Origin of the sequence: Komagataeibacter rhaeticus, from assembly GCF_011611525.1 — a bacterium.
GTDB classification, from domain to species: Bacteria; Pseudomonadota; Alphaproteobacteria; order Acetobacterales; family Acetobacteraceae; genus Komagataeibacter; species Komagataeibacter rhaeticus.
The window spans coordinates 2127684-2153453 of sequence record NZ_CP050139.1; the positions used below are offsets into that span (position 1 = coordinate 2127684).

The window sequence follows — 25770 nt, forward strand, 5'->3', positions numbered from 1 at the left end:
TTTTTTTGACGTACCGCCACGCGGCCGGAATGCGGGCGGCCGCCGGTCCAAACCGGGACGGGCGGGACATCCCTCCCCTGCCCCGCCGTTATTTCCGCCTGCTGTCCTGTGGGGTCCTGGTGTCAAACCCGCCCCCGATCGCCCTGTACATGTCAACCGATGCATCAAGGCTGGACAGCCGTGCGGTCGTATGCGCCAGTTCCGCCTGCTGGGCCAGTACCTGCGCCGACAATACATCCAGCCTGCTGGAATAGCCGTGTTCCAGCCGCAACTGCGTCAGTTCCACGGTTTTTTCGGCTGCCGTTTCCTTATCCCCGTCACCCTGTTCGCGCGTGCGGGCGTTGGCCTGTTCCAGCAGGGCGTCATGCACTTCCCTGAACGCGGTGCGGATGCTCTGCTTGTACAGGATCACCTGCTCGTTCTTCTCGGCGCGTGCCAGCCTGACGCCGCTGGCGGTGCGACCGAAATCCATCACCGGCGCCGCCATGGAGGCCGCCAGCGTCCATGACCGCGTGGTGGCGCGGTACAAATTGTCGATATCAATGTTGTTCACCCCCGCCAGGCTGGCCAGCGAGATGGTGGGGAAATAGGCCGCGCGCGCAAAGCCGATATTGAAGTTGCTGGCGATCAGCGTCTGTTCATGCATGGCGATGTCGGGCCTGCGTTCAAGCAGGGTGGACGGAATTTCCGGCGGTGTCGGGATGGGAATGGTCAGTTCGTCGATGTTCTTGCCCCGCTCCATCGCCTGTCCGATGATCTGTTGGGGCGCGCGCCCCAGCATGACGGCCAGCGCACTTTCCGCCTTGCCGCGCTGGTCCTCCACATCCGGCAGGGCCGCCTGTGCCGCGTCACGCTGCTCGGTCACGTTCTGCACCACCAGCGCATCGACCGCCCCCACCTCATGCTGGCGCCGCACCAGCGCCAGGAGGGCCGTCTGGGTCCCGATGGTCTGTTGCAGGATCTCGCGTTGCCGGTCCAACGCGCGCAGGCTGAAATACAGCTTGGTGGTGGCGGCGGCGATGGACAGCCGCGCGGCCTCATGCCCGTACCCCGCTGCCTTCACGCCCGCCTTTGCCGCCTTGCTCAGGCTGGCGTTCTTGCCCCAGAAATCGGCTTCGTAATTCAGCATGCCGCCCACGAAGCCAAGGTTGCTCATCTTGTGTGTGACCGGCAGTTCATCCTTCAGGTGCAGGCGGCCCATGGCATCCGCGCCCGCCACCGAGATGGAGGGCAACTGGTTGGCGAAGGCATATTTATACTGTGCCCGCGCCTGCTGCAGCTTTGACCCGGCCAGGGCAAGGTCATCATTGTTCTTCAGCGCTTCGTCCACCAGCGCGTCCAGGACCGGGTCATGATAGCTGCGCCACCATGCGCCGCCATCGGGCACGGTGGCGGCCTGCTGCGTGCCCCATTTATCGGGCATGGGCATCTGTGGCCGGTGATAGGTCGGCGCCAGCCACGCGCAGCCCGCCAGCAGCGCGGGCAGCACAAGGATCGGGATGCGTTTCATCGGGCGGCTCCCTCAACCTGCGGTTGTGGCGTTTCCTTGACCCGGAACCACAGTACATACAGCGAAGGCAGGAAGATCAGCGTCAGCACCGTCGCCACGGCCAGGCCGCCCATGATGACATCGGCCATCGGCCCCCAGAACACGCTGGATGCAATGGGCAGCATGCCCAGTATGGCGGCAACAGCCGTCAGCATGATGGGACGGAAACGGATCTTGGCCGCATTCATCACCGCATCCCATTCCGACTGCCCCAGGTCCTTTTCGATCTGGATCTGGTGGACAAGGATGACCGAGTTGCGGATGATCATGCCAATCAGCGCCACCAGCCCCAGCATGGCGATGAACCCCATCGGGTGCTGGGTCAGGAACAGCGCGCCGACCACGCCGATCAGGCCAAAGGGCGCCACACTGATGACCAGCGCCAGCCGCCTGAAGTCCTGCAACTGGATCATCAGCACGCCCAGCATGACCAGGATCATGAGCGGCACGACAGCCACGACGGATTTCTGCGATTTCGCACTTTCCTCCACCGTGCCGCCTACGGCAACGTGGTAGCCCGCAGGCAGGCCCGCGTTGAACGCCGCGATTTTCGGAGCCAGCGTGGCAACGGCCGTATCCGCCTGCACCCCGTCGCGTAGCTGCGCCTGTATGGTCAGCGTTGGCAGGCGGTCACGCCGCCAGATCAGGGGATAGTCCTCGACGTAAGCGACGCTGGCGACGGTGGACAGCGGCACCGTGAGGTCATTGGGCAGGCGGATGTCGAGGTTGCGCAGGTCCTCGATCGACAGGCGCTGGGCGTGGTTGGCGCGCAGCACCACATCGACCAGATAGATGCTGTCACGCACCTGCGTGGCCGTAAGCCCGGTCACGGCCGAATTGATGGCCAGCGCAATCGCCCCCGATGACAGGCCCAGACGACGGGCCTCATCCTGCCTTACCTCGATCTTCAGCTTGCGCGCGGGGTCGCCCCAGTCAAAATTGACCATGTGCAACTGGTTGCTGTCGGCCATGATCTTCGCCACGTCATGCGCGTAATGCCACACCCGGTCCGGGTCACGGCCGGTGACGCGGTACTGCACCGGCCAGCCCACCGGCGGCCCCAGTTCCAGCGGGAACAGCCCATGCACCACATCGGGCATGTCGCGGCTCAGGGCCACGTCCAGCCGCCTGCGCAGCCGGTCACGCGCCACGGCACTTTTGGCGACGATGACGGTCTGGGTAAAGAAGTCGTTGGGCAACTGTTCATTAAGCGACAGGTAGAAGCGCACGGCCCCGCGCCCGACATAGGAACTCCAGTGGTCGATGTCGGGATCATGGCGCAGGAGGGCATCCAGCCGGCGCGAGACATCCGCCGTCGCCCTGATCGACGCCCCCTGCCGCAGCGACAGGTCAACCAGCAGTTCCGGCCGGTCGGATGCGGGGAAAAACTGCCGGGGCACCAGTGGCGAGAGCGCAATGGCCACGACCAGTGCCCCAAGGCAGGCCAGCACGGTGGCGCGCGGCCTGCGCATGGTGAACAGCAGCGCACGGCTGAACACGCGCAGCAGCCGCCCCTCCGGCGGGGCATGGGGCGCTGCCGCCGGGCGCTGCTTCAAAATGGTCACACCCACCAGCGGGGCCACCAGCACGGCCACGAACCACGATGCGATCAGCGCCATGCCCACCACGGCGAACAGGGAGAACGTGTATTCCCCCGCCACACTTTTCGCAAAGCCGACCGGGATGAACCCCGCCACGGTCACAAGGGTTCCGGTCAGCATGGGGAACGCGGTCGAGACATAGGCATAGGTCGCGGCCCGGGTCAGGGTCCAGCCTTCCTCCAGCTTGCTGACCATGCTTTCCACCGTAATCATCGCGTCATCGACCAGCAGCCCAAGGGCGATGATCAGTGCGCCGAGCGAGACGCGCTGCAGGTCGATGCCGAACAGCTTCATGCACACGAACACCACCGCCAGCACGAAGGGAATGCAGAACGCCACCACCGTGCCCGCCCGCCCGCCAAGGCTGAGGAAGCTGATGCCCAGCACGATGGCGATGGCCTCGAACAGGGCTTCGGTAAAATCGCCCACCGCGTCGTGCACCACCTTTGGCTGGTTGGCGACCAGATGCGCCTCGATCCCGATGGGCATGCGGGCGTGCAGTTCGGCCATCTTGGCCGTGATGTTCTTTTCCAGTTCCAGCACGTTGCCACCGCTGCGCATGCTGAGCGCCAGCCCGATCGCATCCTGCCCGCCCACGCGGAACAGGGTCTGCGGCGGGTCGGAATAGGTGCGGGTGATGGTGGCGATATCGCCCAGCCGGACCTTGCGGCTGCCGGCATAGACCGTGACATTGGCAATATCCTGCACCGATCCGAACTGCCCGGTGGGCTGGACCTGTATCTGCTCGCGCCCGGTATCGATCACACCGGATGGCACCGTGGCGTTCTGCGCCAGCAGGGCTGCCGCAATCGTGGCCCCGTTTATGCCCAGCCGGGCAAGATGGTGGGTGGAGAAATCGACATAGATCTTCTCATCCTGCGCGCCCAGCGTGTCGATCTTGGCCACGTCGGGCACATGCAGCAGTTCGTCGCGCACCGTCTCGACATAGTCACGCAGTTCGCGGTGGGAAAACCCGTCGGCGGTAAAGCCGTAGATGATGCCGTAGGTATCGCCGAACTCATCATCAAAGAACGGGCCGACCGTGCCCTGCGGCAACTGGGCCCTGATGTCGCCCACCTTCTTGCGCACCTGGTACCAGATATCGGGCACCTGCGCCTTGGGCGCGCCCGACAGCAGGTTGACGAAAATCGTGGTCTTGCCCGCCAGCGTATAGCTCTTGACGTAATCGAGGTCGGGCGTTTCCTGCAGTTTCTTTTCAATGCGTTCGGTCAGCTGGTGGGTGGTTTCCTCCACCGAGGCACCGGGCAGGAATGCCTCCACCACCATGGTCTTGACGGTAAAGGGCGGGTCCTCGTTCCGGCCCAGTCTGAAGTAGGACTGGATGCCGGCCACACCGATCAGGATCATGAAGAACAGGACCAGCGCCCGATGGCGGATGGACCAGTCCGACAGGTTCATGCCCCCCGGCGCACGGGGCTCAGGGGCGGACATCGGCTTCATCCAGCAGGCTGACCTTTTCCTGTGGGTAAAGCGCCTGCACGCCCGCCGTCACCACCCGGTCCCCGGCGTTCAGGCCGGATGCGATCACCACGTCATCGGTGGCATAGCGGGCAATGATGACGGGGCGGAGGGAGACGCGCAGCGTGTCGGGGGCGATGATCCAGACCGCGGGCCTGCCGTCCTGCACTGTCAGGGCGGCGGGTGGCAGATGGACGGTTGGCGCCGATGGCATGGACAGATGTCCCGTCACCACAGCACCCAGCGGCATCATGTCGCGCGTGGCGCGCAGCAGCGCCCTGGTATGATAGGTGCGGGTAGCCGGATCGGTATCGGGGGCGATTTCATAGATCGCGGCGGGGGCGCAGAGCGCGGGCGTCGCATCCAGGCACACCTTCATGGTCATGCCCACGGCCAGACGGGACCGCGCCAGGGCCTCGGGCATGTCGAACTGCCCGTCCAGCCCGTCGCCCGCCGCCATGCGCAGCACGGGCTGGCCCGCGGCCACCACCTCGCCCGCTTCCACCAGCCGGTCGGTCACGATGCCGTCCTCGGGCGCCAGCAGGCGGGTATAGCCAAGCTGTTCCTGCGCCACGCGCACCTGCGCCTGTGTCGCCTGCACCTGATCAAGCGCGGTTTTGTAGCGACGCACCGCGTCATCATAATCGTTGCGTGAAATGGCCTCTACCGGCAGCAGGGCGGCGGCACGCTGCTTCAGGGGAGCGGCCTGTTCCAGCGCGGCTTTCGCGGTGGCGTTCTCCGCCAGTGCCGTACGCAGCGTCTGCTGCGGCACCGTGTCATCCAGCCGTGCCAGCACATCGCCCGCATGCACGGTGCTGCCGGCGGAAACCGCACGCTCCACCACCTTGCCGGGCAGGCGGAAGGCAAGGTTGATGGACCGATGGGCGGCGACCTGCCCTGTCATCACCTCGGCATTCCTGTCAGGCCCGGGTTCAACCATGACCGAGCGGACGGGGCGGACTTCCTCCGCTGGCGGTTTTCTGTGGCAGGCGGAAAGAAGCAGCAGCAGGCACAGCAGGACCAGCCCGGTTCCCGCCGGGCGATGCGCCGGTCCGGGCATGGCCGGGGGCGTGCTGTCCCCGATGGGCCCGCGCGCCCCGGAAACGGTGGGCAGGCCGGATGGCGGCCGTACAGCCCCCCCGGCCTTTGTGCCAGCATGTCTGGTCTGCATGGGCAAGGAGCGTCCTCAATCATGTCCGGAACCCGACGACAGGGGATCCAGTGGCCGCCATTTCATAGACGAGACCGTATCGTATTGCAATGAAGTTCACGACCATGCCCCCATGCCACCCGCCATGGGGCGGCATGCCGGGGCCCTGTCAAAACCGGCCCGGCAGGGCCACGCGCGCCCCGGGGCAAAGCGGATGCCAGCCAGGTGTGCTGTCAGGCCCGGCCTGTCGGCAATCCGGGCGGGGTGGCGGCCGGTGCCGTCATGGCATGCGCCATTACGCCGGGCGGGCAACCATGACATGTGGTCCGGCTTCTGGACCCGATCTGCTGACGGGCCAGCCGAAATAGGCAGAAAGGCCCGCCCTGTCGTAATCCGTAATGGCATTGAACCCGGCGTCCCTTAACATGGCGTGCATTGCCACGGGACTGAAGCGGCTCAGCCACGGTTCCCCGACGGATGCGACAAACCTGCCGCGTTCCTCCATACGTTTCCTGTGGTCTCCATGATAATTTTCAACTGGTTCGCCATAGTCAAATACGATTTCGGCATCCGGAATGCCCGATACGAAGCGCAGCGTCTGTCCGATATCCGCGCGCGTCAGGTAAGGCACGACCCCCAGCCATGAAAAAAATGCGGGCTGGCCGGGGTCGAACCCCGCATTGACCAGACCGGCACGCAGGCTGTCCTGCGCGAAGTCAACGGGCACGTATGTCAGGGACCGGGGCACTAAAAGACCCATCCGTGCCAGATGCCGGCGCTTCCAGTCCTGCATGACGGGCCTGTCCACCTCGAACACGCCAAGGCCGTGCCGTTCATACGGATTACGCAGGCCAAAGGTATCGACGCCCCCACCCAGGACAACGGCCTGCCTGACACCGCGCCGGACGGCATGGGCCAGCCTGTCCTCCGCGATGCGGCTGCGGATGGCCATGAAAAGACGAAAACCCTTTTCTCCCGGCCCGTCCCCTGCCGTGGCAAGCGTTTCACCCTCTGTGCCCATAATCCGGATTGCGAGGGGATCGGTAAAGACAGCCCCCCTTTCCAGCAGCTGATGCCGCGCACGGTGGCGGGCGACGCGCCATGCGGTTACGCTGGGACATGCATGGACCATGGTCTTTCACCCAATCGGAGCGGACACAGGGGCAGGCACCTGCCAGAAACAGCCATCCTGATCAGCAGGCCATCATACCCGAACTACGCATATCATCACGGTTACGGGGCCGCCCATATGCCGGTACCGTGTATTTTCGCCCGGTTCATTCCGCTCCGTGGGTGCGGGCCATCCGCAGGGCACGCCGTGTGGCGGCGCCATCAAGCTGGCCCTCCCATTTCGCGACCACAATGGTTGCGACACAGTTGCCCATGACATTGCCCAGCGCGCGGGCAATCCCGATGAACCAGTCCACCGCAACCAGCAGAACCAGCCCCGCAGGGGGAATTTCCGGCACGACCGCCAGTGTCGCGGCCAGAATGACAATCGCAACCCCGGGCACGCCATGCCCCCCCTTGGAGGTAACAAGGGCGGTGCCCATGACCAGGAAGAGCTGCGTCCCCGTCAGGTGAACGCCCGACGCCTGGGCCAGGAACGGTACCGCCAGCCCCAGATAGATGGACAGCGCATCGAGATTGAAGGAATACCCCGCCGGGATGACCAGCCCCACGACCTCACGCGGGATGCCGATGGCGGCAAGTTTTTCCATGATCTGCGGCAGCACCGCATCGGACGACGTGGTGGCCAGCACAACCGCCAGTTCCGCGCGCAGGTACCACATGAAGGAAAAGATCCCCACCCCGCACAGGCGCAGCAGGAGACCAAGCCCGAGCAGGACAAACAGGCCGACCAGCACGAAATACAGCCCGACAAAGACCCCAAGCTGCCCCAGCGACCGTATGCCGAAATGACCGACCGTATAGGCAATGGCCCCCAGCACCCCGACCGGGGCCACCCGGATGACCATGCCCATGATGCGGAACAGCACGGCGGCAATGGCGTTGACCAGTGCCGCCGCCGGTTTTCCCTGCGCCCCCGCCATGGACAGCCCGCAGCCGAACAGGATGGCGAACACCAGGACCTGCAGCACGTCATTCTGCACGAACGCGCCGAGCGGACTGGCGGGCACAAGATGCAGCATGAAGCCGGCAGGTCCGTCATGGCGCAGGGCGGCGGCATTTTCACCGAACGTGCCGTCAGGCCCCGGGGCCTGCGCATCCGCACCGACATGCAGGCCCGCGCCCGGCTGGCATATCATCGCCGCCAGCACGCCAAGGAACAGGGCAACGCTGGTTACGGCCTCAAAATAGAACAGGGCCTTCAGGCCGATCCGCCCGACCGTGCGCAGGCTGCCGGCCCCTGCAATGCCCTGCACCACCACACAGAACACAAGCGGGGCCATCAGCATGGCGATCAGCTTCAGGAACAGGTCGCTCAGGACCCTGAGCGAGACCGCCGTGTCAGGCGCCGCAATGCCCAGCCCGGCACCCAGCACGCTCGCCACGACAATCTGGAAAAACAGCGATCGGCAGAAATGCATCTCGTTACACTCTATGGCCTGCCCGTCCCGGCAAGGGCGGGCGACCTTTCTTGAACACAAAATGGTCTATCACGGTCCAGATCGTTTCGAATGCGACCGGCATGTTCATTCCCTGCCACGCCATGCCAGAAGACAGAGAACCTGCATCCCGACCGCCCCCAGCGGCAGCCAGACAAATCCGCCCATGATCCAGGACGGCAGATCCGGTGGCTGTGTCATTCCGCCCTCAATATAGTGCCCCCATGAGAGGAACTGCGCCAGAACGAAGCCGGTCAGCCCCATCGCCAGCTTCGTGACCCATGTGTTGATCGAATACGCCAGGCCAGCCGATCCGGTCGAAGTCCGCGGATCACCATCGTCCACGGCTGCCGCCAGCACGGTGTAATACAGCGGGGACATCACACCCTGCGCCAGTGCCAGAAGTGCTACGGACAGGAAAAAACCCGTCATGGACGCACCCGCAGCGGCCATTGCCAGATAGGCCACGCCCTGCGCGATCAGGCATATCACCCCGCTGCGGACGGTCCCCATACGTCTGGCAAGGGGCAGGCACGCGGGCACGCCCGCGAACAGCAGCACGGTGATTAAGGTAATGATATTGGCGCCCAGCTGCTCCGTGCCGCCCAGGATGATGCGGGCGTAATACAGCGCAAACCCGAACAGGGCCGCCTGCCCCACGAAATAGAAGGATGCGAGCAGATTGCTCAGCACCCATCGCCGGTTTCCCAGCAGATGGCGCAGCGTGCCGACAAAAGCCTGCCGGACGGGTACCGGCGGATGCCTTACGGTGCAGCCACGCGCCACGCACAGCCACAACACGCTACCCAGAACCGACAGGGCCAGCACATAGACCGCCATGCCATACCGGTGCTGCGCCGCACTGTCGCCCCCACCCAGCCAGGTGATGGCGGGAATGGTCAGCAGCGCCACAAGCAGCGATCCGGCCTGACAGCCCATCATGCGGAATGCGTTAAGGCCGATGCGCCCCGTGGCGGAGCGGCTCATCATGACGGCCAGCGCGCCATAGGGTGTGTTGATGCACGAATAGATGGCGCCAAACACGATATAGGTCGCGCCAGCCCACAGGATTTTCCCCGTGGGTGAAAGCGGCAGGGCCAGAAAGCACAGGAAACCCGTTATGCCGAAGGGAATGGCAAGGAAGCGGATCAGGCGCGGCACGACCAGCCCGCCGATACGGTCAACAGCATAGCCTATGGCCGGGTCACAGAAGGCATCCACAACACGGGCCACCAGCAGTATCCATGATACGGCGGCCAGCGGCAGGCCATATATGTCCGTATAATAATACATCAGGTAGGATGACGTCATGCCCCACATCATGTTGGAGGCGGCGTCCCCGCAGCCATAGGCCGTCTTTTCTTTTACGGAAAGCACCTGCCCGTTCCCCATTACCCTGCTTTCCCTGAAATTCCAGGCCAGTCCATACGCCATTCCATGGCTGTGCAACGCCGGGCCGGACCCGGCGCCATCGATCCGTTGCCCGTTACCATGTCCGCCCCGGGACAATACCGCAATGTCTTTCCACCTCGGATGCGGCGGTCGCCGCCTGTCAGCCCGACGAAGGGCCGTTGCGGGTAAGCACCGGCCCCGGTTTCGGGAACGGGACAGAAGAAAACGGTCATTCTGGCCCGTTATCCCGATTTCGTGACAGCTTCGCGCCCTCATGGTCTGGAGCGGAGCGGCATATGCGGTAATCTGACCGCCCTCTCGCCTTTCCCCTGACCGGAAGGAAAACGTCAATGGTCCGCCTGCGCCATACCGTCATTGCCGCGTTGCCGTTTCTTGTTGCCGGGCACGCCAGTGCGCGCATGGTCGACAGGCCGGTTTCGTGGACATTCGAGGGCGCGCGCTATGACAGCGTCCTTGTCTATGACGACGCGACGGCCGCGCGGCGGCCGGGCCTTCTGATGGTTCCCGCGTGGTTCGGCGTCAACGAGAACGCCATCCGCAAGGCCGAAGGCATCGCGGGGCAGCGTTATGTGATCCTGCTGACGGATATGTACGGCGCCACGATCCGCCCGAAGGACACGGCCAGCGCACGCGACGCCGTATCCCCGCTGCTGGCTGACCGGCCCATGATGCGCCGTCGTGCCGCGTTTGCCCTGGCGCGGTTCAGGTCCCTTGCCGCGCAGGCACCGATCGACACGACCCGCCTGGCCGCCATCGGCTACTGCTTTGGCGGCGCGGCGGTCCTTGATCTGGCCCGGAGCGGCGCGGACATCGCCGCTGCGGTCGCGTTCCATGGCAATCTCTCGACTGATGATCCCGCCCTGGCGCATGCGATCCGGGCGCGGGTTCTCGCCATGAACGGGGCGGACGACACCACGACCAGCCCCCAGTTCGACGGCTTCCTGACCGAGATGCGCGCAAGCCCCGCCCCGTGGCAGTTTCTTGCCATCGGCCATGCTGTCCACTGCTTTACCGAAAAGGAAGCGACGGCCGCATCGGGCCTGTGCCGGTATGATGCGCAGGCGGACGGCTGGTCATCAAAAATGATGCGCGCCTGGCTTGACGAAAGTTTCGCCACACACTGAAGGTCCGGGACGAATATCCCGACCTGCTTCCGCGGAAGCGGAAGATGCCCGTCCGGGCGTTTCCCGGAACCTTGTCAGGACGCCACGATACGCCGCATGCACGCGCCTGTGGCGTCCCGTCCCGCAAGGCCGGTCAGAACGCCGGTTCCGCCTGGTATGCCCGGCAACGCTTGCCGCATGCGTGAGGCGACGGGAACGTCACGGGCAGGCCCTGCCCCCGGCACCACCGCTTCGCCTGGTGCGGCGGCTGGCACACAGGGCAGGACTGGAAAGCGCGGGGGATCGTCCATACGCGGCTCATTCCGGGGCGCAGGCCGGTTGCCGCGCCGTGACTGGACCCGGGCATATGATTTAGAGTATTTTACGTACAGGAAACCCGGTCAGAAAAGGCCCCATAATGATCCCTGCCAATGAATGTGAGCGTAAAGGCGATGCCTGGATGGCCAAAGCCTTGAACCCCGACAAAACCGCACAGGAACGCCAGAAAGCCGCGAAGGCTGCGATGTTTGCCTATGAAGATGCCCGCAAGCTGTTTCCGGCCGGGAGCGCGGACAGCGAGCGGACACGCAAAAAAGGCTACAGGGCACATGACATGGCCAACCGGCCGGTTGATGAATGGGTCCTGGATTGATGAGTTGGGTCTGGCACTGAAAAATCAGTACGACTGCCAGCCGCCCTGACAGCATGTCAGGACACATGCCGGTGCCGTCCGGCTCCGGCAGTCCGTCCCTTCCCGTCCTTCATAAAGGACCGGAAACGCATCATGGCCTACCGTAAAGGGCCTGCCCCCGGAACTGACGGCCGCCGGGATCACCGCGGCATGATCCTGTCACAACGCGATGAGAATAATCCGGACCATCAGGACGGGCCGGTTCCCTCTGCCTGCTGACGGAATTGTCTCCACCCGCCAAAGACGGTTATGTCTGTCGCCCCGATCAGTCCTGCAGGCTCGCATATGAAGCCGGATACCTCGCTCCCGTCCGCCAGGCTGATCCGGCCAATACCCAGCGGCTGGGGAATACTGGCGACAAACCCCGCGAACTGCACGGGGGACAGGGACCAGATTTCCACCTCCACGCCATCCCCGTCATGATTGTCATCGCGCACCAGACCGGGTTTGGCGGGGACCGTGCCCGCCAGTTCATAAAGCCTGTAACCGGGGGCGGTCGTGGTCGTGCGGATGAAAAGGCCACCACGCCCGGTCAGTTCCCCATTCAGGGGCATGCCCCGCAGATGCGCGCCCACGACGGCAATCCGCAGCCTTTCCCCGGCCAGGGGCAGGGGCACTGATGCGGGGTGGTATGCACCATCGGTTCCGGCCCCGCACCGCGCCGCCTGGTGCATGGCCGCCGCGAATGGCGCGATGGCGGCATCGCTATCGCAGGGGCCGACAATCTGTATTCCAAATGACAGGCCCGCGGCCGTGCGTCCCGCCGGAACCGCAATCGCCGCGCACCGCATGAAGTTGGCGAAGTTCGTGTAATACCCCAGATGGCTGTTAAGTTCGATCGGGTTGTCCATCATATCCGCCACCGTATAGGTGGATGGCGTGGTGGGCAGCAGCAGCGCATCGACCCTGGCCCATTCGCGATCGGCTTCCGCCAGCAGGGCCTTGAGCCGGTATTCCCCCTGAAAGACATCCACGGCCGTAAGCCGGGTGGCGTTGTGCAGGATATCACGCACCACCCCGTTCACCGCATCGGGCCGGGCCGCCAGGATATCCCGCGTTGCAACCAGCCGTTCCGCGACCCATGGACCGTTATAGAGCAGCGCCGCGGCTTCGCGATACGGGCGGTAATCAATTTCCACGATTTCCGCGCCCAGCATGCGTGCGCGTTCAACCGCCCGGACAAACAGGCCGCGAAACGCCTCATTCCCGAAAAAGGCCAGCTCATCGCCCGCCGGAATGCCCAGCCGAAGCCGGTCCGGCAGGGCCACTTCGCCCGGTTCGCGGGAATAAGGGTCGGTTGGGTCGCGCCCTTCCATCACGGCCCTGATTTCAATGCCATCGCTTACGCCCGGGGCGAATATGGTCACCACATCCAGCGTCCGGCAGGCCGGTACGACACCCGTATTGGACACCCGGCCGGGCGAAGGCTTGATCCCGACGATATTGTTCAGCGCCGCGGGCACCCGGCCGGAACCCGCCGTATCCGTTCCCAGCGCGAAGGATACCAGTCCGGCCGCAACCCCCACGGCCGACCCGGAAGAGGACCCACCCGAGATATAGCGTTCATCAAAAACACATCGTGGCGCGCCATAGGGCGACCGGGTACCATTCAGGCCGGTCGCGAACTGATCCAGATTGGTCTTGCCAACCAGTATGGCACCGGCGGCGACCAGGCGCGCGACCACCGTTGCACTGGCGTCGGGCCGGTAGGCGAATTCCGGACAGGCCGCCGTCGTGGCGAACCCGGCCGCATCGATATTGTCCTTTATGGCGAAGGGCACGCCCCACAGCGGTAGCGAATTCGCCCGTGGCGCCCGCGCCAGCAGGTCGGATATGGCGGCCGCCAGCTGCTCGTGGCTGGCGCGTGAAATAAAGATCGCCCGGTCGCCCGCGGCCTCGATGCGCTGCTCCACCACCGCAATGACCTGCGCGGGCGTGACACCGCTATCGTATGCGCGTCTTAGCGTGCCAAGATCCAGAATCCCGAACGTGTCATCCATTGCCGGCTGCTCCCGTGCATCCGTCGCCGTGGGGTGCGTCATCCAGTATCCTTACGGGCTTCCCCCACGAAATAAGCACCAGGCAGCCATTATCCGACCACACACGGTGAGCGGACCCGGGGGCGTTCACCACAACATCGCCCGCCCTGTAGGTGCCGCGTTCGTCGCTCTGCGCGCCGGTCAGCACGATAATCGTCTCCGTATCAGGGTGCATGTGGCGCGGAACCGATGCCCCGGCTCCATAGCGCAACAGGGCCAGCGTGGTCTCGCCGGCCGCATTGTCCGCAAGGCGGCATATGTCAACGCCGGGGCGGAAGGGGGTGAAAACCAGCCCGGACAGGTCACCACCAAGCAGGCCGGAAAACACGGCAGGGGACGTGGTCATGCTTTTCTCCCCGATGACCGGCTGCTTTCAAGGGCGGCCAGCAGGTCATCGCTGGATGCCACCGCCCCGAATACACCGCCCTGCATGGTGACCATTTTAAGTGCGGCTTCATGGTTGCCCCGGTCGGTCGCACCACAGCAGTCTGACAGGATCAGGCATTCCAGACCCCGGTCATTCGCCTCCCGCATGGTGGTATGAACGCATACATCCGTGGTGATGCCGGTCAGGATCAGGTTGCGGATACCCTGCCCCCGCAGCACGAGATCAAGGTCAGTGGCGTAGAAGGCCCCTTTTCCCGGCTTGTCGATAATGACTTCGCCCGGTCGCGGGGCCAGTTCGGGAATGATCTCCCACCCCGGTTCGCCCCGCACCAGTATCCTGCCGGCGGGCCCGGCATCGCCAATACCCGCGCCAGTCCGACGCGAGCGCCACAGCTTGTTGCGCGGCAGGTCGGACAGGTCCGGGCGATGTCCCTCCCGCGTGTGGATGATCATGAACCCGGCCTGCCGCATGGCGTCCATGACCCTGCCGATGGGCGCGATCGGCGCGCGGGTCAGGCTGATGTCATATCCCATCGTGTCAACATAGCCCCCCGGCCCGCAGAAATCCGTCTGCATGTCGATGACGAGCAGCGCCGTGTCATGCACGCCCAAGCGTCCGTCAAACGGCCAGTCATAGGGGTTGGCGCGCACTGTTACGTCCGCTGGCCCCATGGAAGCGGGAGAGATTGCAGGCGGCATGAACGGGGTTCCCTTGCCCTGCCAGGTCCGGAGCGACCATGACGTCAGCAGAAGGATCGGCAGGTTTACTGGCCGGCACAAGTGCTCTTTCCAGCGCGGCGTGGTGCCATATGGGCATCATGCCCGGCGCCATACGCAGGGCGTCGGGGCCGCCATCGCTGCCCAAACGGCACCACCGTGCGCTGGAAACACCGCTTGCCGCTACACAGGCCGCTGTTTCATGCTCTGGGGAAATGCAAGGGAAATGAAAATGGAAGCCCGCGTCACCTGTATTCCCGCCAGCGCGCCCAATGATATTTCGGGCCTGCGCGCCGCTATCGAAAACGGCCGCGTCTCCGCCGCCCATATTGTAGCCATCCTGGGCAAGACCGAAGGCAACGGGTGCGTAAATGATTTTACCCGTGGTTACGCCACCGACACGTTCAAGGCATTTCTGGGTGGCCTGACCGGGCAGGACGCGGGCGATATCGAACGCAGGACCGCATTCGTCATGTCCGGCGGAACCGAAGGGGGGCTGTCGCCACACTGGATCGTCTTTGAAATACATCCCGACCGCACGCCCCCCCGGCCGGACAGGAAGGCCCTGGCCATCGGGACGGCCACGACCCGCCCCTTCGCCCCGCATGAAATCGGGCGCATGCCACAGGTGAACGAAACCGCGCATGCCGTGCGCGAAGCCATGGCCCATGCCGGTATCGACCATGTGGATGATGTGCATTACGTTCAGGTCAAATGCCCGCTGCTGACCAAGTCACGCATCGCCCGCGCGGTTGGTGATGGCCATACCGTCGCAACCACAAGCACGCTGGACTCGATGGGATATTCACGCGGGGCTTCGGCGCTGGGCGTGGCGGTTGCGCTGGGTGAAATAGGGGAAGACACCGTGCATGATGGCGTGGTCTGCCGCGATTACGGACTGTATTCCAGCCGCGCCAGCACATCTGCCGGGGTCGAGCTTATGGAAAACCAGGTGGTTGTCATGGGCAACAGCCCGCACTGGAGTGGCGACCTGCTGGCGTCGCATGATGTCATGGCCGATGCGATCGATGCGGCGGCACTGCTCCGCGCGCTGGCGAAGGTGGATATTCACGCCACCTGTCCCCTGCCGCCGGAGCCGGCACGGCGGGTCGTGACACTCCTGACCAAGGCGGAAGCATCCCGTTCCGGCCAGATCCGCAACGCCCGGCATACGATGCTGGATGACAGCGATATCGCCTCATCACGGCATGCCCGCGCGCTGGTGGGGGGTGTGATGGCGGGCGCGCTGGGGCGGACGGCGCTGTTCGTATCGGGTGGGGCCGAACATCAGGGACCGGATGGGGGTGGCCCGCTCAGCATTATCGTGCGACGTGGGGACTGACAGACCTGCAACCGGGGTGCCTGGTCCATGGCCTTAGATTTTACACGCATGCTCAGATACGTGGATGCCGTGGCCCGTGCGGGTTCCATCCGGGCGGCGGCGGAAAAACTGCATATCGTTTCTTCCGCCCTGACCCGCCGCATCCTGGATCTGGAACACGAACTGGGGACCTCCCTTTTTGAACGGACGCCGCGCGGGGTCAGGCTGACTGCGGCGGGTGAAGCCTACCTGCATTTTGCCCGCCATGCCCTGTCCGAACACAATGCCGTGCTGTCACGCATCGAGGACCTGAAGGGGCTGCGCCGGGGTGTGATCCGACTGTCCTCCATTTCCGCCATCGCGGCGGAGGAACTGCCCCGGCTTATTGCCGATTTCCAGCAGAGCCATCCCGACGTGACCTTCGATATCACGATCGCCGGGTCGGACGATGTGGTGCGGAGCGTGGTGGAAGACGAAACGGATTGCGGCATCGCCTTCAATCCCCCCCCTGACCCCGCCTTCACCATACTGGCCCGGACACGGCAGCAGCTATGTGCGGTCATGCACCGCGATCACCCCCTTGCATCACGGACGGTCCTGCGCCTGCCGGACTGCGCGGCCTATCGCGTGGCGCTGGGCGACAGTACGTGGGGGGGGCGGCAGATGCTGGATCATTACCTGGCTGCATCCGGCACGGAGCTGAATGTGGGGCTACAGACGAATTCGAATGAAGTCATGGCAGGCTTTGCCCGTAACAACAGCGGCCTGTATTTCCAGATCGGATTCCATGAAAAACGCCATCCGCTTTCCACTGAACTCGTTGCCATTCCACTGGCTGAATTCCGTGACAGTACACGCCAGATGGTGCTGGGAATCAGGAAAGGCCGCAGCCTTCCCGTGATCAGTGACGTATTCTGCACATTCCTGCGCACATACCTGTTTGCCCGGCAGGAACCATCCGTATGAGATGTTCTGGTGGCATGCCCTTCCCGGCAGAACGTGTCCCCCCGATATCTCGCTTTACTGGTGATCTCCCTTGTCGGACGGAACCGTTAACAATCCCGCAAAATGCTACACTTTTGATTTTACAACAGAAATTAAAGGGAAAAAATTTTGAGATTTCAGGGACTATCGGGATAGTGAGTAAGCTATTTGAGGCTCGATTCCTATGTTAGATACTGTCACCACTTCGCATACTCACCGTCACAGCATAATCTTAAATGACAAACCAGTTTCCTTACTCCGTCTGGCGATTTTCGCCTTTCTCTCAGCAGTAGCAGAAAACATGAAAGAGGATCTTATTTTCACCAAAGAGGCGGGTTATTTAAGCTGGAACTGAGAAACAGCTTCCCGCAATTGTGCAATTCTCCTATAATTCAATTCGGCAATACACGCATATTCTCTTATTTCCAATGCATTACCAATTCCACTAGCACCCAAAGATTTTACAAAGAGACAGTGCGCCTCACGATAATTAATAAATTCCTGCTTATCTATTGCAAAATGACTTTTTGCCTGAGCAATATATTGGTCTTCCACATCCCATCGAGACAGCATGGTATTCACATGGTATTCAACTTGTGTTAACGCTTTTTGACTTTCATCACGTTTTTTTGTAGGCATTCATGTATTCCTGCCATCGAAAATTCACTACATTCTTCATATAATTCCTCTTCTGTCGGGACTATGGACTTGGTCTCAGAGCCTGAATCAGAAAGCGGTTTGATTGATTTTTCGCAGAACTCTGCGGATATGAAATCTCGATGAAAATTTCCGCCCTACCCGGGTCAGTTCTCAGTGAAAATCAACAGACAAAGAAGGCAAACGGCCAGAAGCAGATTGTAATGACCGCATGCTGTTTGTCTTTCCCGAATGTTATCGTAGCTTCAAATGTTTCTAATTTGTTCCTGTGTAGGCATCAAGCATCATTACGTATGCGCGCTCTGAGCGCGCCATGCTCCCTGATATCTGCTTCGGGCAATGCAGCAATGTGGCAGAATGTCTGCAATGAGGGCGATTGCGGCCTGTCCAGTTAAGACACAGCGGACAGGCCGCAATTCATGCCGTCGACATACGGGTAGACATCTACCTGGGCCGGTGGAGGGCGTGATCGCTGCCCCCTGCTCCATCATCCTACCGGGCGAGGGTAGTGCGCCGGAACCCATATAACCGTGAAGTCTGAACAGCCCGGTCGTCCGCCCGACATCTGATGCCGGGCGGCGCAATGCCTGTTACTTCGCGCTTTCCGCCACAAGCCTGTCGTCCCGGACGCCATACTGCTTCTGGTTATCCGGGCCGATAAGCGGCGTGGCGTGACTTGTAAATGTCATCGGCAGGGACACAGACGATTTCACAGGGCGATAATTCCGGGCATCATTCACGTCCCCTGCCCCGGTATACCGGGCAATATACGGATAGGGATAGACCGGACGGCTGGCCGTCGCCGTGGCATTCGGCTGCGCATAAGGCTGGCTGGGCATGGGGGCCATGTGGATCTGCCCGTCCGCCGGGCGCCTGTCATGGCTGCCGGGCGGTGGTCCCATCGGTTCCCTGCCCTGCGCTGTCCGCTCGGTACGGATGACGGCGGGCACGGTGTCGGTTTCAGTCCAGCCCATCAGCGGCGAGAGGAAATCGACCTGCGGAAAGCCCTCGCCATTGCCGCAATGGCCCACACCGGGCAGCAGATAGAAGCGCATGAACTGGTCAGTCTGCTCCGCACCCATTTCCCGCTGCACGCCCTGATAATAGGCGATGGTATTCAGGGGCGAGATCGACTGGTCCGCCAGGCCATGCCACAGGATCAGACGGCCACCACGTTTGTGAAACGCATGAAGGTCCGTGTTCTCGGCATTATACAGCGGGGCCAGCTCGCTCATGTAAGCGAAGGACGCATCGTTAAAGCGGAAGCGGGTCAGGTCAGCCGCCTTTTCATCCACCTGAACCGGAATGACATAGGCAATGGCCGAAGCAGCAATGCCATTGCTCATGGACTCTCCGTGCGCGGTCGCGGGCAGCGCCCATTGCAGTTCCGATCCCGGCAGGGGGCCGCCGATGATGTAGGGATGACCGGATGCATCGGTTGCCCCGGTATAGAGACGCACAGCCGCCTGCGTTTCCTCTGCCGTCAGGCAGTGCGAAGTGTCGCTCTGGCCAGCCGGACACCGCACCCATGCAGGATCGAAATGGCAGGTGCGGGGATCTTCGAGAATACCGTCCTTTACGCCCGAAAGCGTATCGCAATGGCGGATGACGGCATCATGCAGCACGCCCATGCGGCCTTGCAGCAGGATGCTGGTGCCATCGGCACGCTGGTTCCCGCGCACGTTCCACGCATGGTAGAAAGAGTTCTGCACGGTAAACAGGGCGGCCGGGGCACCGGCAGAAATGCCGTCAAAATCATCGGGGAAACGCTGGGCTTCCATCAATGCTTCGCGCCCACCATCGGAACAGCCGACAAAATAGGAATATTTCGGAGCCTGTCCGTAGAAAGCCGCCGTCAGGGCCTTGGCCGCCAGCGTGGTGACATGGTTCGCGCGATAGGCGAAGTCAATGCGCTTTTGTGGGTCTTTACCAAACTCGCCCTGCGCCAGTCCCATCATGGAGCCGGTATGGCCCATGTCATCACCCGCCATGACGAATTCGCCATTCAGGGCGGGCGCGCAGGCCCCGGCATTACTGATGCCCACACGCGTCATGCCGCACAGGCCACCACACCCACCCAGCAGGAAGCGCTGGGTCCAGTGCTCCATGGGCAGATCGACCTCAAAGGAAATCGCAGGCGCGACCTGTCCCGTGACCTTGCAGAATTTCCCCTTCGGCGTCTGAAGCACGGCAGCCTTCTGGCCATGGACTGCAGCGCCGACGGCGGGCGCAAGATCGATATGGCCCAGCACATCGCACGATATGGCGGGAGCGACCACCGGCAGCGAAGCCATATCCGCTGCTTGTGCAGGAGTGGCAGGCAGCAATCCTGCCCCTGCCCCCATGACCGCAAGGAGAACGGTCAGGGTCAGAAGTATGTTTTTCATATCAGGCAAAATGTCCTGTTCGGCCTTCTTCGGTTCATGAACCAAACGTAGGTCATGTCTCGCTGAATGAATGTATAAATTTGTAAGGGAGGCGCCGCATCATGGTCCTGACACCCATGCCCCTTATCGTTCAGCGCGCGTCCCCGAAATCCTTGACCGACGCATCGGCCTGGCCCTTCACCCAGTAGCCGGATGCCTTGACCCACTGTGCCGGAATCCTGCGTTCATCGAGAAGATACTGGCGCACGGCTTTCGCCACGCGGGCCTCGGCACCGACCCAGACAAAAGTACGGTCCGGAATTTCCAGATTTTTCAGGACAGCAAGAATGCCGGCAGCGTCATCCGCTTGCTCCATGGAGCGATGGACCCAATGGGCAGCATGGTGTGCGGCCGTGGTAAAGATCTGCTCGTCTTCCGCCCCCGGCACGGCAACCACGCTCGTAACGGACGTCCGGGCAGGAAGCGCCTCAACCCGTCGTCCGATCCAGGCAACGCCGTTTCGTCACCGATCAGAAGCCAGTGATCAATCGGGCCGGAAATGATCTGCGACCCGCGTGGACCACCGATCTCCAGTCGGTCACCCAGTTTGGCGGCCCGCGCCCAGGCCGCCGCCGGGCCACCATGGTGATTGACGAAATCCAGAAGCAGCGTACCGTTCTGTGGGTCGTAACGGCGCGGCGTGTAATCGCGACGGGTTGGTGCGTCATCCGGGCCGGGCACGAATATCTTGATATGATCATCCGGGGATGGGCTGGTGAACCCGGCCAGTTCGGGGCCACCCAGCGTGATACGGATCATGTGCGGGGTCAGGCGCTCAACAGCGCGGACTTCAAGGCGACGCCTGACCAGATTATGCCGCACACGGCGAATCTCTGGGGCATCATCACGATTTGAAAAGGACTGGAAAAGCTTCATCATTGTGTATCCCTGTCATGCCGACAGACCGGTGACTGTGGATACACAGACGCACAGGCTGCCAGCATGCTGCTGTCAGTTTCTGTGCGTTGTTTCACGTTAACGCATACGAAAGTACGGTCCGCAAAGACCGGACTAGCTGTTTTAATCAAAGCCTTCGAAAGCAGAGTCTGTCAACGGGTTTTCAATATCCTCCTGCCGCGTTACGTACCGGGTGCATGGTCGCAGCATCCTTGGGTCGGGCAGCCACCACACGCCCACGTCGCGTTACGCATGGACCAACCATGCGAGCAATGGCTAGACGCGATGGACGTTCATCTCCATGGAAGTCAGGGCAATATTGCGCACTTCCACATGTTCTCCGGCGACGGTTTCAGGACACGGACTGGAGGCCATGGTCGATCATGTCGATCCGTCCCGCCGCCAGTGCAGGACGCCAACGATAGGTTCCAGCGACATGATCATCCTGCACAAGCGCATGGATCTCTGCCCTGTTACGCAGACAGGTTACGATCTGACGTCTGCTTTCGGGAACATAAGTCGCCAAGGTCCACGTCTTGAACCAAGGCGTATTCTGACGATCCGCCAATCATGCAACAGGGCATACGCATTGAGAACTGTCTCTTCACAGACTGACCTTATGCTGTACAGGCATCCAGATCCTGTATAAACTGCTGCCCCTATCCTATTTTTATCCGTTTCTATCCCGTTTGTTCCTACGATAGAAAATACACTTCCGCACAATGATACCTATTGGCTCTTATTATTAGCGCCAATAGGAAAGGTTAGATCAATGCACGCCAGAGCCATATTGTCTCCCCGGAAATCAATCCGTCGGCGCCAACTGCGTGAAATGGTGCCACTGGCCGACAGCACAATTTACGAAATGGAACAACGCGGTGCATTCCCGCGCCGCTTCTGTCTTTCGCCACGCTGTGTCGTGTGGGACCTGGCCGAAGTGGAAGCATGGTTGGAAGAACGGCGTTCAAAACCAAGTATGCCGGCAAGAGGTCCCGACGTAAGGCAGAGGCGAACGCGCCCGATCAAAGGGCAGGATCCGGCTCGAACAACGGCATAGATGGTGACACCAGGTTGGGCACGTATTTCTTACCTGCGATCCAGGCATCCACAGTGTTCGACCACTCCTGCATCATATGACGCCGTTGTAGCTCGTATTCTGCTTTATTATAGACGCCCCGCGAGGAACGCCCGTCTTCATGAGCAAGACATTTCTCAATCCAGTCGCTATTGAAGCCCAATTCATTCAGAAGCGTTGATCCGGTGCGACGCAGGTCGTGGACCGTAAAAGCTTCCAACGACAGCCCATCCTTTTTGGCCTGATCGACGACCGAATAGGTCACGCGATTGAATGTCGCGCGGGACATCGGCGCGTCTGCATCATAGCGAGACGGTAGTAGGTAACGCGAATTTCCTGCACACGTTTTCAATGCGATCAATATGTCCAACATCTGATGAGAAAGATACACATTATGTGCCTTTGAACGCTTCATGCGTTCTTTAGGAATTGTCCAGACAGCATTCTCGAAATCAACTTCATCCCAGACAGCGTCCTGCAATTCGCTTTTCCTGACCATGGACAGTAAAAAGAACCGCATTCCCAGGCGGATGGTCGGCAACGTCGGTACGTTTTCTATCACCCGGAACAACACCCGAATTTCAGCGGGAGAAAGTGCACGGTCCTTGGGAACGAAGGTCGCGATCGATGATGGTCCGACCTCGTCGGCAGGATTGGCAACCTTCTCTCCGTGCAAAATACCAAAGTTGTAGATCTGCTTTACAATATCCCGAACGTGTATCGCCGTCGCCGGCGCACCGCGATCGACTATCGCTGCACAATGCGTCCTGAGATCATTTGGCGTGATCTCGGTCAGAAGACGATTGCTCCAGACAGGAAGCAGTTCCCGTTCGAAAATTGCGCGACGCATGGCCCGGGTGCTATCGGCCATTGCTGCAGCCTGCAGCCATTTCTCTCCCAGCTTGCCAAAGCTTCTGGCCTCCTTGAGGCGCCGCTTGTTGCGCTGCTTCTCGATCGCCGGAGAAATTCCTTCCGCAAGAGCGCGTCTCGCATCAATACACTTCTCCCGTGCACGCGCGAGCGATAGTCCCCCTGGACCGTATTTCCCCAAACACACGGTCTCGCGCCGTCCATTCAGACGGTAGTCCATTCGAAAGGACACCACGCCTTTTTCCGTGACGAGGACATACATCCCGTCGCGGTCCGCGACCTTGTATTTTTTTCCTTTTGGTTTCAACGATCTAATTGCAGCATCCGTAAGCATTGCACCGCCTCCGACCCGAAAATACCGTCAAGGGATTTTGGTGGGCTGTTTCGGAGAAAAAGCATCTGTTTACAAAGACTTATTGTAAAAAAAATACCGTCACAGGCCCATCTGCCCATGACGGTATTCACACAATTCCCGACTGGCAAGCCTGACGAGGTCCGTCACGCATACCGTCAAAACCAACCTGTGCACATCGATAGTCTGCAATAGCAGACGACGACATTAACTTTTTATTTCAATATGTTAGGTAGGGTTCGGGGAGGGAATGGGATACTTCAGGACCCCTTGTGAATCATTCCCACTCAATCGTGCCAGGCGGCTTGGAAGTAATATCATAGGTTACACGGTTCACTCCCCGCACTTCATTAACAATCCGTCCTGCCACGCGGTTAAGGAATGACATGTCAAACGGGTAGATATCCGCCGTCATGCCATCCGTACTGGTAACGGCGCGCAGGGCGCAGGCATAATCATAGGTACGGCCATCCCCCATCACGCCCACGGTGCGCACGGGCAACAGCACGGCAAAGGCCTGCCAGATGGCATCGTACAACCCGGCCGAACGGATTTCCTCCAGGAAGATGGCATCCACGCGCCGCAGCAGGGCCAGCTTTTCACGCGTGATGGCACCGGGAATGCGGATGGCCAGCCCCGGACCGGGGAACGGATGGCGCCCGACAATGGCTTCGGGAATATCCATCTCGCGGCCCAGTTCGCGCACTTCATCCTTGAACAGTTCGCGCAGCGGCTCGACCAGCTGCATCTTCATCCGTTCCGGCAGGCCACCCACGTTGTGGTGCGACTTGATGGTCACCGACGGGCCACCGGTAAAGCTGACGCTCTCGATCACATCGGGGTACAGCGTGCCCTGCGCCAGGAAGTCGGCCCCCCCCAGCTTGGCCGCTTCTTCCTCGAACACCTCAATGAACAGGCGGCCAATGGTCTTGCGCTTGATTTCGGGGTCGCTCACCCCTTCCAGCGCATTCAGGAACAAATCGGACGCATCACGGTGAATCAGATGGATGTTGAAGCGGTCACGGAAGGTACGGATCACCTCATCCGCCTCACCCGCGCGCAGGATGCCGGGATCGACAAAGATGCAGGTCAGCTGGTCGCCAATCGCCTGATGGATCAGCACGGCGGCAACCGATGAATCCACACCGCCCGACAGGCCGCAGATCACCCGCCCCTTGCCCACCTGCTGGCGGATGCGGGCGATTTCCATATCCCGGAAGCCCGCCATGGTCCATGTGCCCCGGCAGCCCGCCACATCATGGGTAAAGTTGCGCAGCAGGGCCGCACCGTGGGGGGTATGCACCACTTCGGGGTGGAACTGCATGCCGTACAGCCGGCGGCCTTCATCGGCGATGATCGCGTACGGCGCGCCTTCGCTTACGGCCACGGCCTGGAAACCCGGCGGCAGTTTTGTCACGCGGTCGCCATGGCTCATCCAGACCTGTTCGCGCCCGCCGCGTGCCCATGTGCCACGGAACAGGGCACAGTCCTTGACGATATCGATATGCGCGCGACCGAATTCGCGGTGTTCGGACGATTCAACCGCCCCGCCAAGCTGGCGGCACATGGCCTGCTGGCCGTAACAGATGCCCAGTACCGGCACATTCAGCGCAAAGACCACATCGGGGATGGTGGGGGCATTCGCATCCAGCACGCTGGCCGGGCTGCCGGACAGGATGATCCCCTTCGGCGCGAAGGCCCGAATCTTTTCCGCAGTGGCAGAATACGGCCAGATTTCGCAATACACCCCACTTTCGCGCACGCGGCGGGCAATCAGCTGCGTGACCTGGCTGCCAAAATCCAGGATCAGGATCCGATCCTCGTGCAGGGCTTCATCAAGGGCTGCCGGGGGGGGGGCGGCGGTCTTCACGGTATCGGTCATCATGTGTCTTTCGGTCGCGGCATTATCGATAGGCTAGGCTTCCAGCATGATCTGGCAACAGAGTGCAAGGGCGGGATAGTCTTTCGTGCCCGGATAGCACAATATACGGCATCACGGCAGGCCGCCCCGTGCCCCTGCCCACATAAAACCGGACCCCGGGGTTGTTCCATGACGACGCGCCATTCCGCGCTGCCAGCGCCTGCCTTCCTTGCCCTGCTTGCCTGCCTGTGCGCCCTGCCGTTTCCGGCCATGGCCGAAAGCCCGCTGGGACTATGGACCGGCCGGCTTGTTGCCGACCGGGGCAGCTGTGATGATGAAACCCGCGACACCTCCACCTTCCAGATCGAGACCAGGCACATCACCTTCACCCCCGCCGACGGCTCGATCCTGCTGACCGGCGTGCCGGAAAAGGGCTATGCCCACTACCATGCCGAAGCGCTGATCCAGCAGCCCTCCGGCGCGCCCTTTCCCATGGTGTTCGAAGCCCACCCGGAAGGCAGGACCATAGTCGGCACCTACGGCACCCCGCGCTGCCGTGCCCATATCGTGCTGAAACGCTAGGCCGCCCCCCGCGTGGACAGGGCGTTCACGCAATCGGGAACAGGCC

Annotated in this window: 20 protein-coding genes and 1 pseudogene; 6 read left to right on the top strand and 15 right to left on the bottom strand. The window is 61.9% G+C overall.

Annotated elements, in window-relative coordinates:
• Window positions 1–88: 88 nt before the first annotated feature.
• From GWK63_RS09675 to GWK63_RS09705, 7 genes are all read right to left on the bottom strand, one after another.
• Complete coding sequence (locus GWK63_RS09675; RefSeq protein WP_007400261.1) at window positions 89–1510, bottom strand: efflux transporter outer membrane subunit; 1422 nt, start codon at window positions 1508–1510, stop codon at window positions 89–91.
• Window positions 1507–4611: an efflux RND transporter permease subunit gene (locus GWK63_RS09680; RefSeq protein WP_112210048.1), complete on the bottom strand. Its 3105-nt coding sequence runs from the start codon at window positions 4609–4611 to the stop codon at window positions 1507–1509. The genes GWK63_RS09675 and GWK63_RS09680 overlap by 4 nt, the downstream gene beginning before the upstream one ends.
• The gene (locus GWK63_RS09685; protein ID WP_039999984.1) at window positions 4589–5800 is read right to left on the bottom strand and encodes an efflux RND transporter periplasmic adaptor subunit; all 1212 of its coding nucleotides are present in this window, start codon (window positions 5798–5800) and stop codon (window positions 4589–4591) included. Before GWK63_RS09685 ends, GWK63_RS09680 begins: the two co-directional genes overlap by 23 nt.
• 96 nt (window positions 5801–5896) lie before the next feature.
• Complete coding sequence (locus GWK63_RS09690; protein WP_146750220.1) at window positions 5897–6100, bottom strand: hypothetical protein; 204 nt, start codon at window positions 6098–6100, stop codon at window positions 5897–5899.
• Window positions 6075–6911: a class I SAM-dependent methyltransferase gene (locus GWK63_RS09695; RefSeq protein ID WP_112210052.1), complete on the bottom strand. Its 837-nt coding sequence runs from the start codon at window positions 6909–6911 to the stop codon at window positions 6075–6077. The genes GWK63_RS09690 and GWK63_RS09695 overlap by 26 nt, the downstream gene beginning before the upstream one ends.
• Window positions 6912–7056: 145 nt before the next feature.
• Window positions 7057–8331: a cation:dicarboxylate symporter family transporter gene (locus tag GWK63_RS09700; RefSeq protein ID WP_112210054.1), complete on the bottom strand. Its 1275-nt coding sequence runs from the start codon at window positions 8329–8331 to the stop codon at window positions 7057–7059.
• Between the two features lie 105 nt (window positions 8332–8436).
• Window positions 8437–9741 (bottom strand): MFS transporter, encoded by a 1305-nt coding sequence (locus GWK63_RS09705; protein ID WP_112210192.1) that lies wholly within the window; start codon window positions 9739–9741, stop codon window positions 8437–8439.
• A 350-nt stretch (window positions 9742–10091) separates the two neighbouring features.
• Here GWK63_RS09705 and GWK63_RS09710 point away from each other — a divergent pair, with 350 nt between their 5' ends.
• Together GWK63_RS09710 and GWK63_RS09715 are read left to right on the top strand one after the other, a co-directional pair.
• Window positions 10092–10886 (top strand): dienelactone hydrolase family protein, encoded by a 795-nt coding sequence (locus tag GWK63_RS09710; RefSeq protein ID WP_110581282.1) that lies wholly within the window; start codon window positions 10092–10094, stop codon window positions 10884–10886.
• Window positions 10887–11283: 397 nt separating this feature from the next.
• Window positions 11284–11517 carry a hypothetical protein gene (locus tag GWK63_RS09715; protein ID WP_007400250.1) on the top strand — a complete coding sequence of 78 codons (234 nt, stop codon included), beginning with the start codon at window positions 11284–11286 and terminating at the stop codon, window positions 11515–11517.
• A 227-nt stretch (window positions 11518–11744) separates the two neighbouring features.
• Here GWK63_RS09715 and atzF read toward each other — a convergent pair whose 3' ends face one another.
• From atzF to biuH, 3 genes are read right to left on the bottom strand one after another with little or no spacing between them, the layout of a single operon-like run.
• Entirely contained in the window at window positions 11745–13598 is a 1854-nt protein-coding gene (gene atzF, locus GWK63_RS09720) for an allophanate hydrolase (RefSeq protein ID WP_007400248.1), read from the bottom strand.
• Entirely contained in the window at window positions 13549–13941 is a 393-nt protein-coding gene (locus GWK63_RS09725) for a cupin domain-containing protein (RefSeq protein WP_007400247.1), read from the bottom strand. The genes atzF and GWK63_RS09725 overlap by 50 nt, the downstream gene beginning before the upstream one ends.
• Complete coding sequence (biuH, locus tag GWK63_RS09730) at window positions 13938–14681, bottom strand: biuret amidohydrolase (protein ID WP_223846510.1); 744 nt, start codon at window positions 14679–14681, stop codon at window positions 13938–13940. The genes GWK63_RS09725 and biuH overlap by 4 nt, the downstream gene beginning before the upstream one ends.
• Before the next feature lie 244 nt (window positions 14682–14925).
• On the opposite strand from biuH, the gene atzD reads away from it, so the two are divergent.
• Both atzD and GWK63_RS09740 read left to right on the top strand, forming a co-directional pair.
• Window positions 14926–16041, top strand: coding sequence for a cyanuric acid amidohydrolase (gene atzD, locus GWK63_RS09735; protein ID WP_007400244.1), 1116 nt, complete (start codon window positions 14926–14928; stop codon window positions 16039–16041).
• Window positions 16042–16068: 27 nt separating this feature from the next.
• Entirely contained in the window at window positions 16069–16986 is a 918-nt protein-coding gene (locus GWK63_RS09740) for a LysR family transcriptional regulator (protein WP_007400243.1), read from the top strand.
• 354 nt (window positions 16987–17340) lie between these two features.
• Here the strand turns inward: GWK63_RS09740 and GWK63_RS09745 are convergent, their stop codons facing one another.
• The 3 genes and pseudogenes from GWK63_RS09745 to GWK63_RS09755 all read right to left on the bottom strand — a co-directional run bounded on the left by GWK63_RS09745 (window position 17341) and on the right by GWK63_RS09755 (window position 20963).
• Window positions 17341–17643 carry a lysozyme inhibitor LprI family protein gene (locus GWK63_RS09745; RefSeq protein ID WP_223846511.1) on the bottom strand — a complete coding sequence of 101 codons (303 nt, stop codon included), beginning with the start codon at window positions 17641–17643 and terminating at the stop codon, window positions 17341–17343.
• Between the two features lie 608 nt (window positions 17644–18251).
• Window positions 18252–20048 (bottom strand): tannase/feruloyl esterase family alpha/beta hydrolase, encoded by a 1797-nt coding sequence (locus GWK63_RS09750; RefSeq protein ID WP_039999966.1) that lies wholly within the window; start codon window positions 20046–20048, stop codon window positions 18252–18254.
• A 130-nt stretch (window positions 20049–20178) separates the two neighbouring features.
• A pseudogene (locus tag GWK63_RS09755) lies at window positions 20179–20963 on the bottom strand (siderophore-interacting protein).
• A gap of 886 nt (window positions 20964–21849) precedes the next feature.
• Between GWK63_RS09755 and GWK63_RS09760 the strand changes: the two are divergent.
• A complete protein-coding gene (locus GWK63_RS09760; RefSeq protein WP_456305916.1) occupies window positions 21850–22041 on the top strand; it encodes a helix-turn-helix transcriptional regulator in 192 nt (63 codons plus the stop codon).
• Here GWK63_RS09760 and GWK63_RS09765 read toward each other — a convergent pair.
• Together GWK63_RS09765 and guaA are read right to left on the bottom strand one after the other, a co-directional pair.
• Window positions 22007–23263, bottom strand: coding sequence for a tyrosine-type recombinase/integrase (locus GWK63_RS09765; protein ID WP_025438825.1), 1257 nt, complete (start codon window positions 23261–23263; stop codon window positions 22007–22009). The genes GWK63_RS09760 and GWK63_RS09765 overlap by 35 nt on opposite strands.
• A 295-nt stretch (window positions 23264–23558) precedes the next feature.
• Entirely contained in the window at window positions 23559–25166 is a 1608-nt protein-coding gene (gene guaA, locus GWK63_RS09770; protein WP_099963197.1) for a glutamine-hydrolyzing GMP synthase, read from the bottom strand.
• Window positions 25167–25331: 165 nt separating this feature from the next.
• Between guaA and GWK63_RS09775 the strand changes: the two genes are divergently transcribed.
• Entirely contained in the window at window positions 25332–25724 is a 393-nt protein-coding gene (locus GWK63_RS09775; protein ID WP_034930812.1) for a hypothetical protein, read from the top strand.
• Window positions 25725–25770 lie beyond the last annotated feature (46 nt).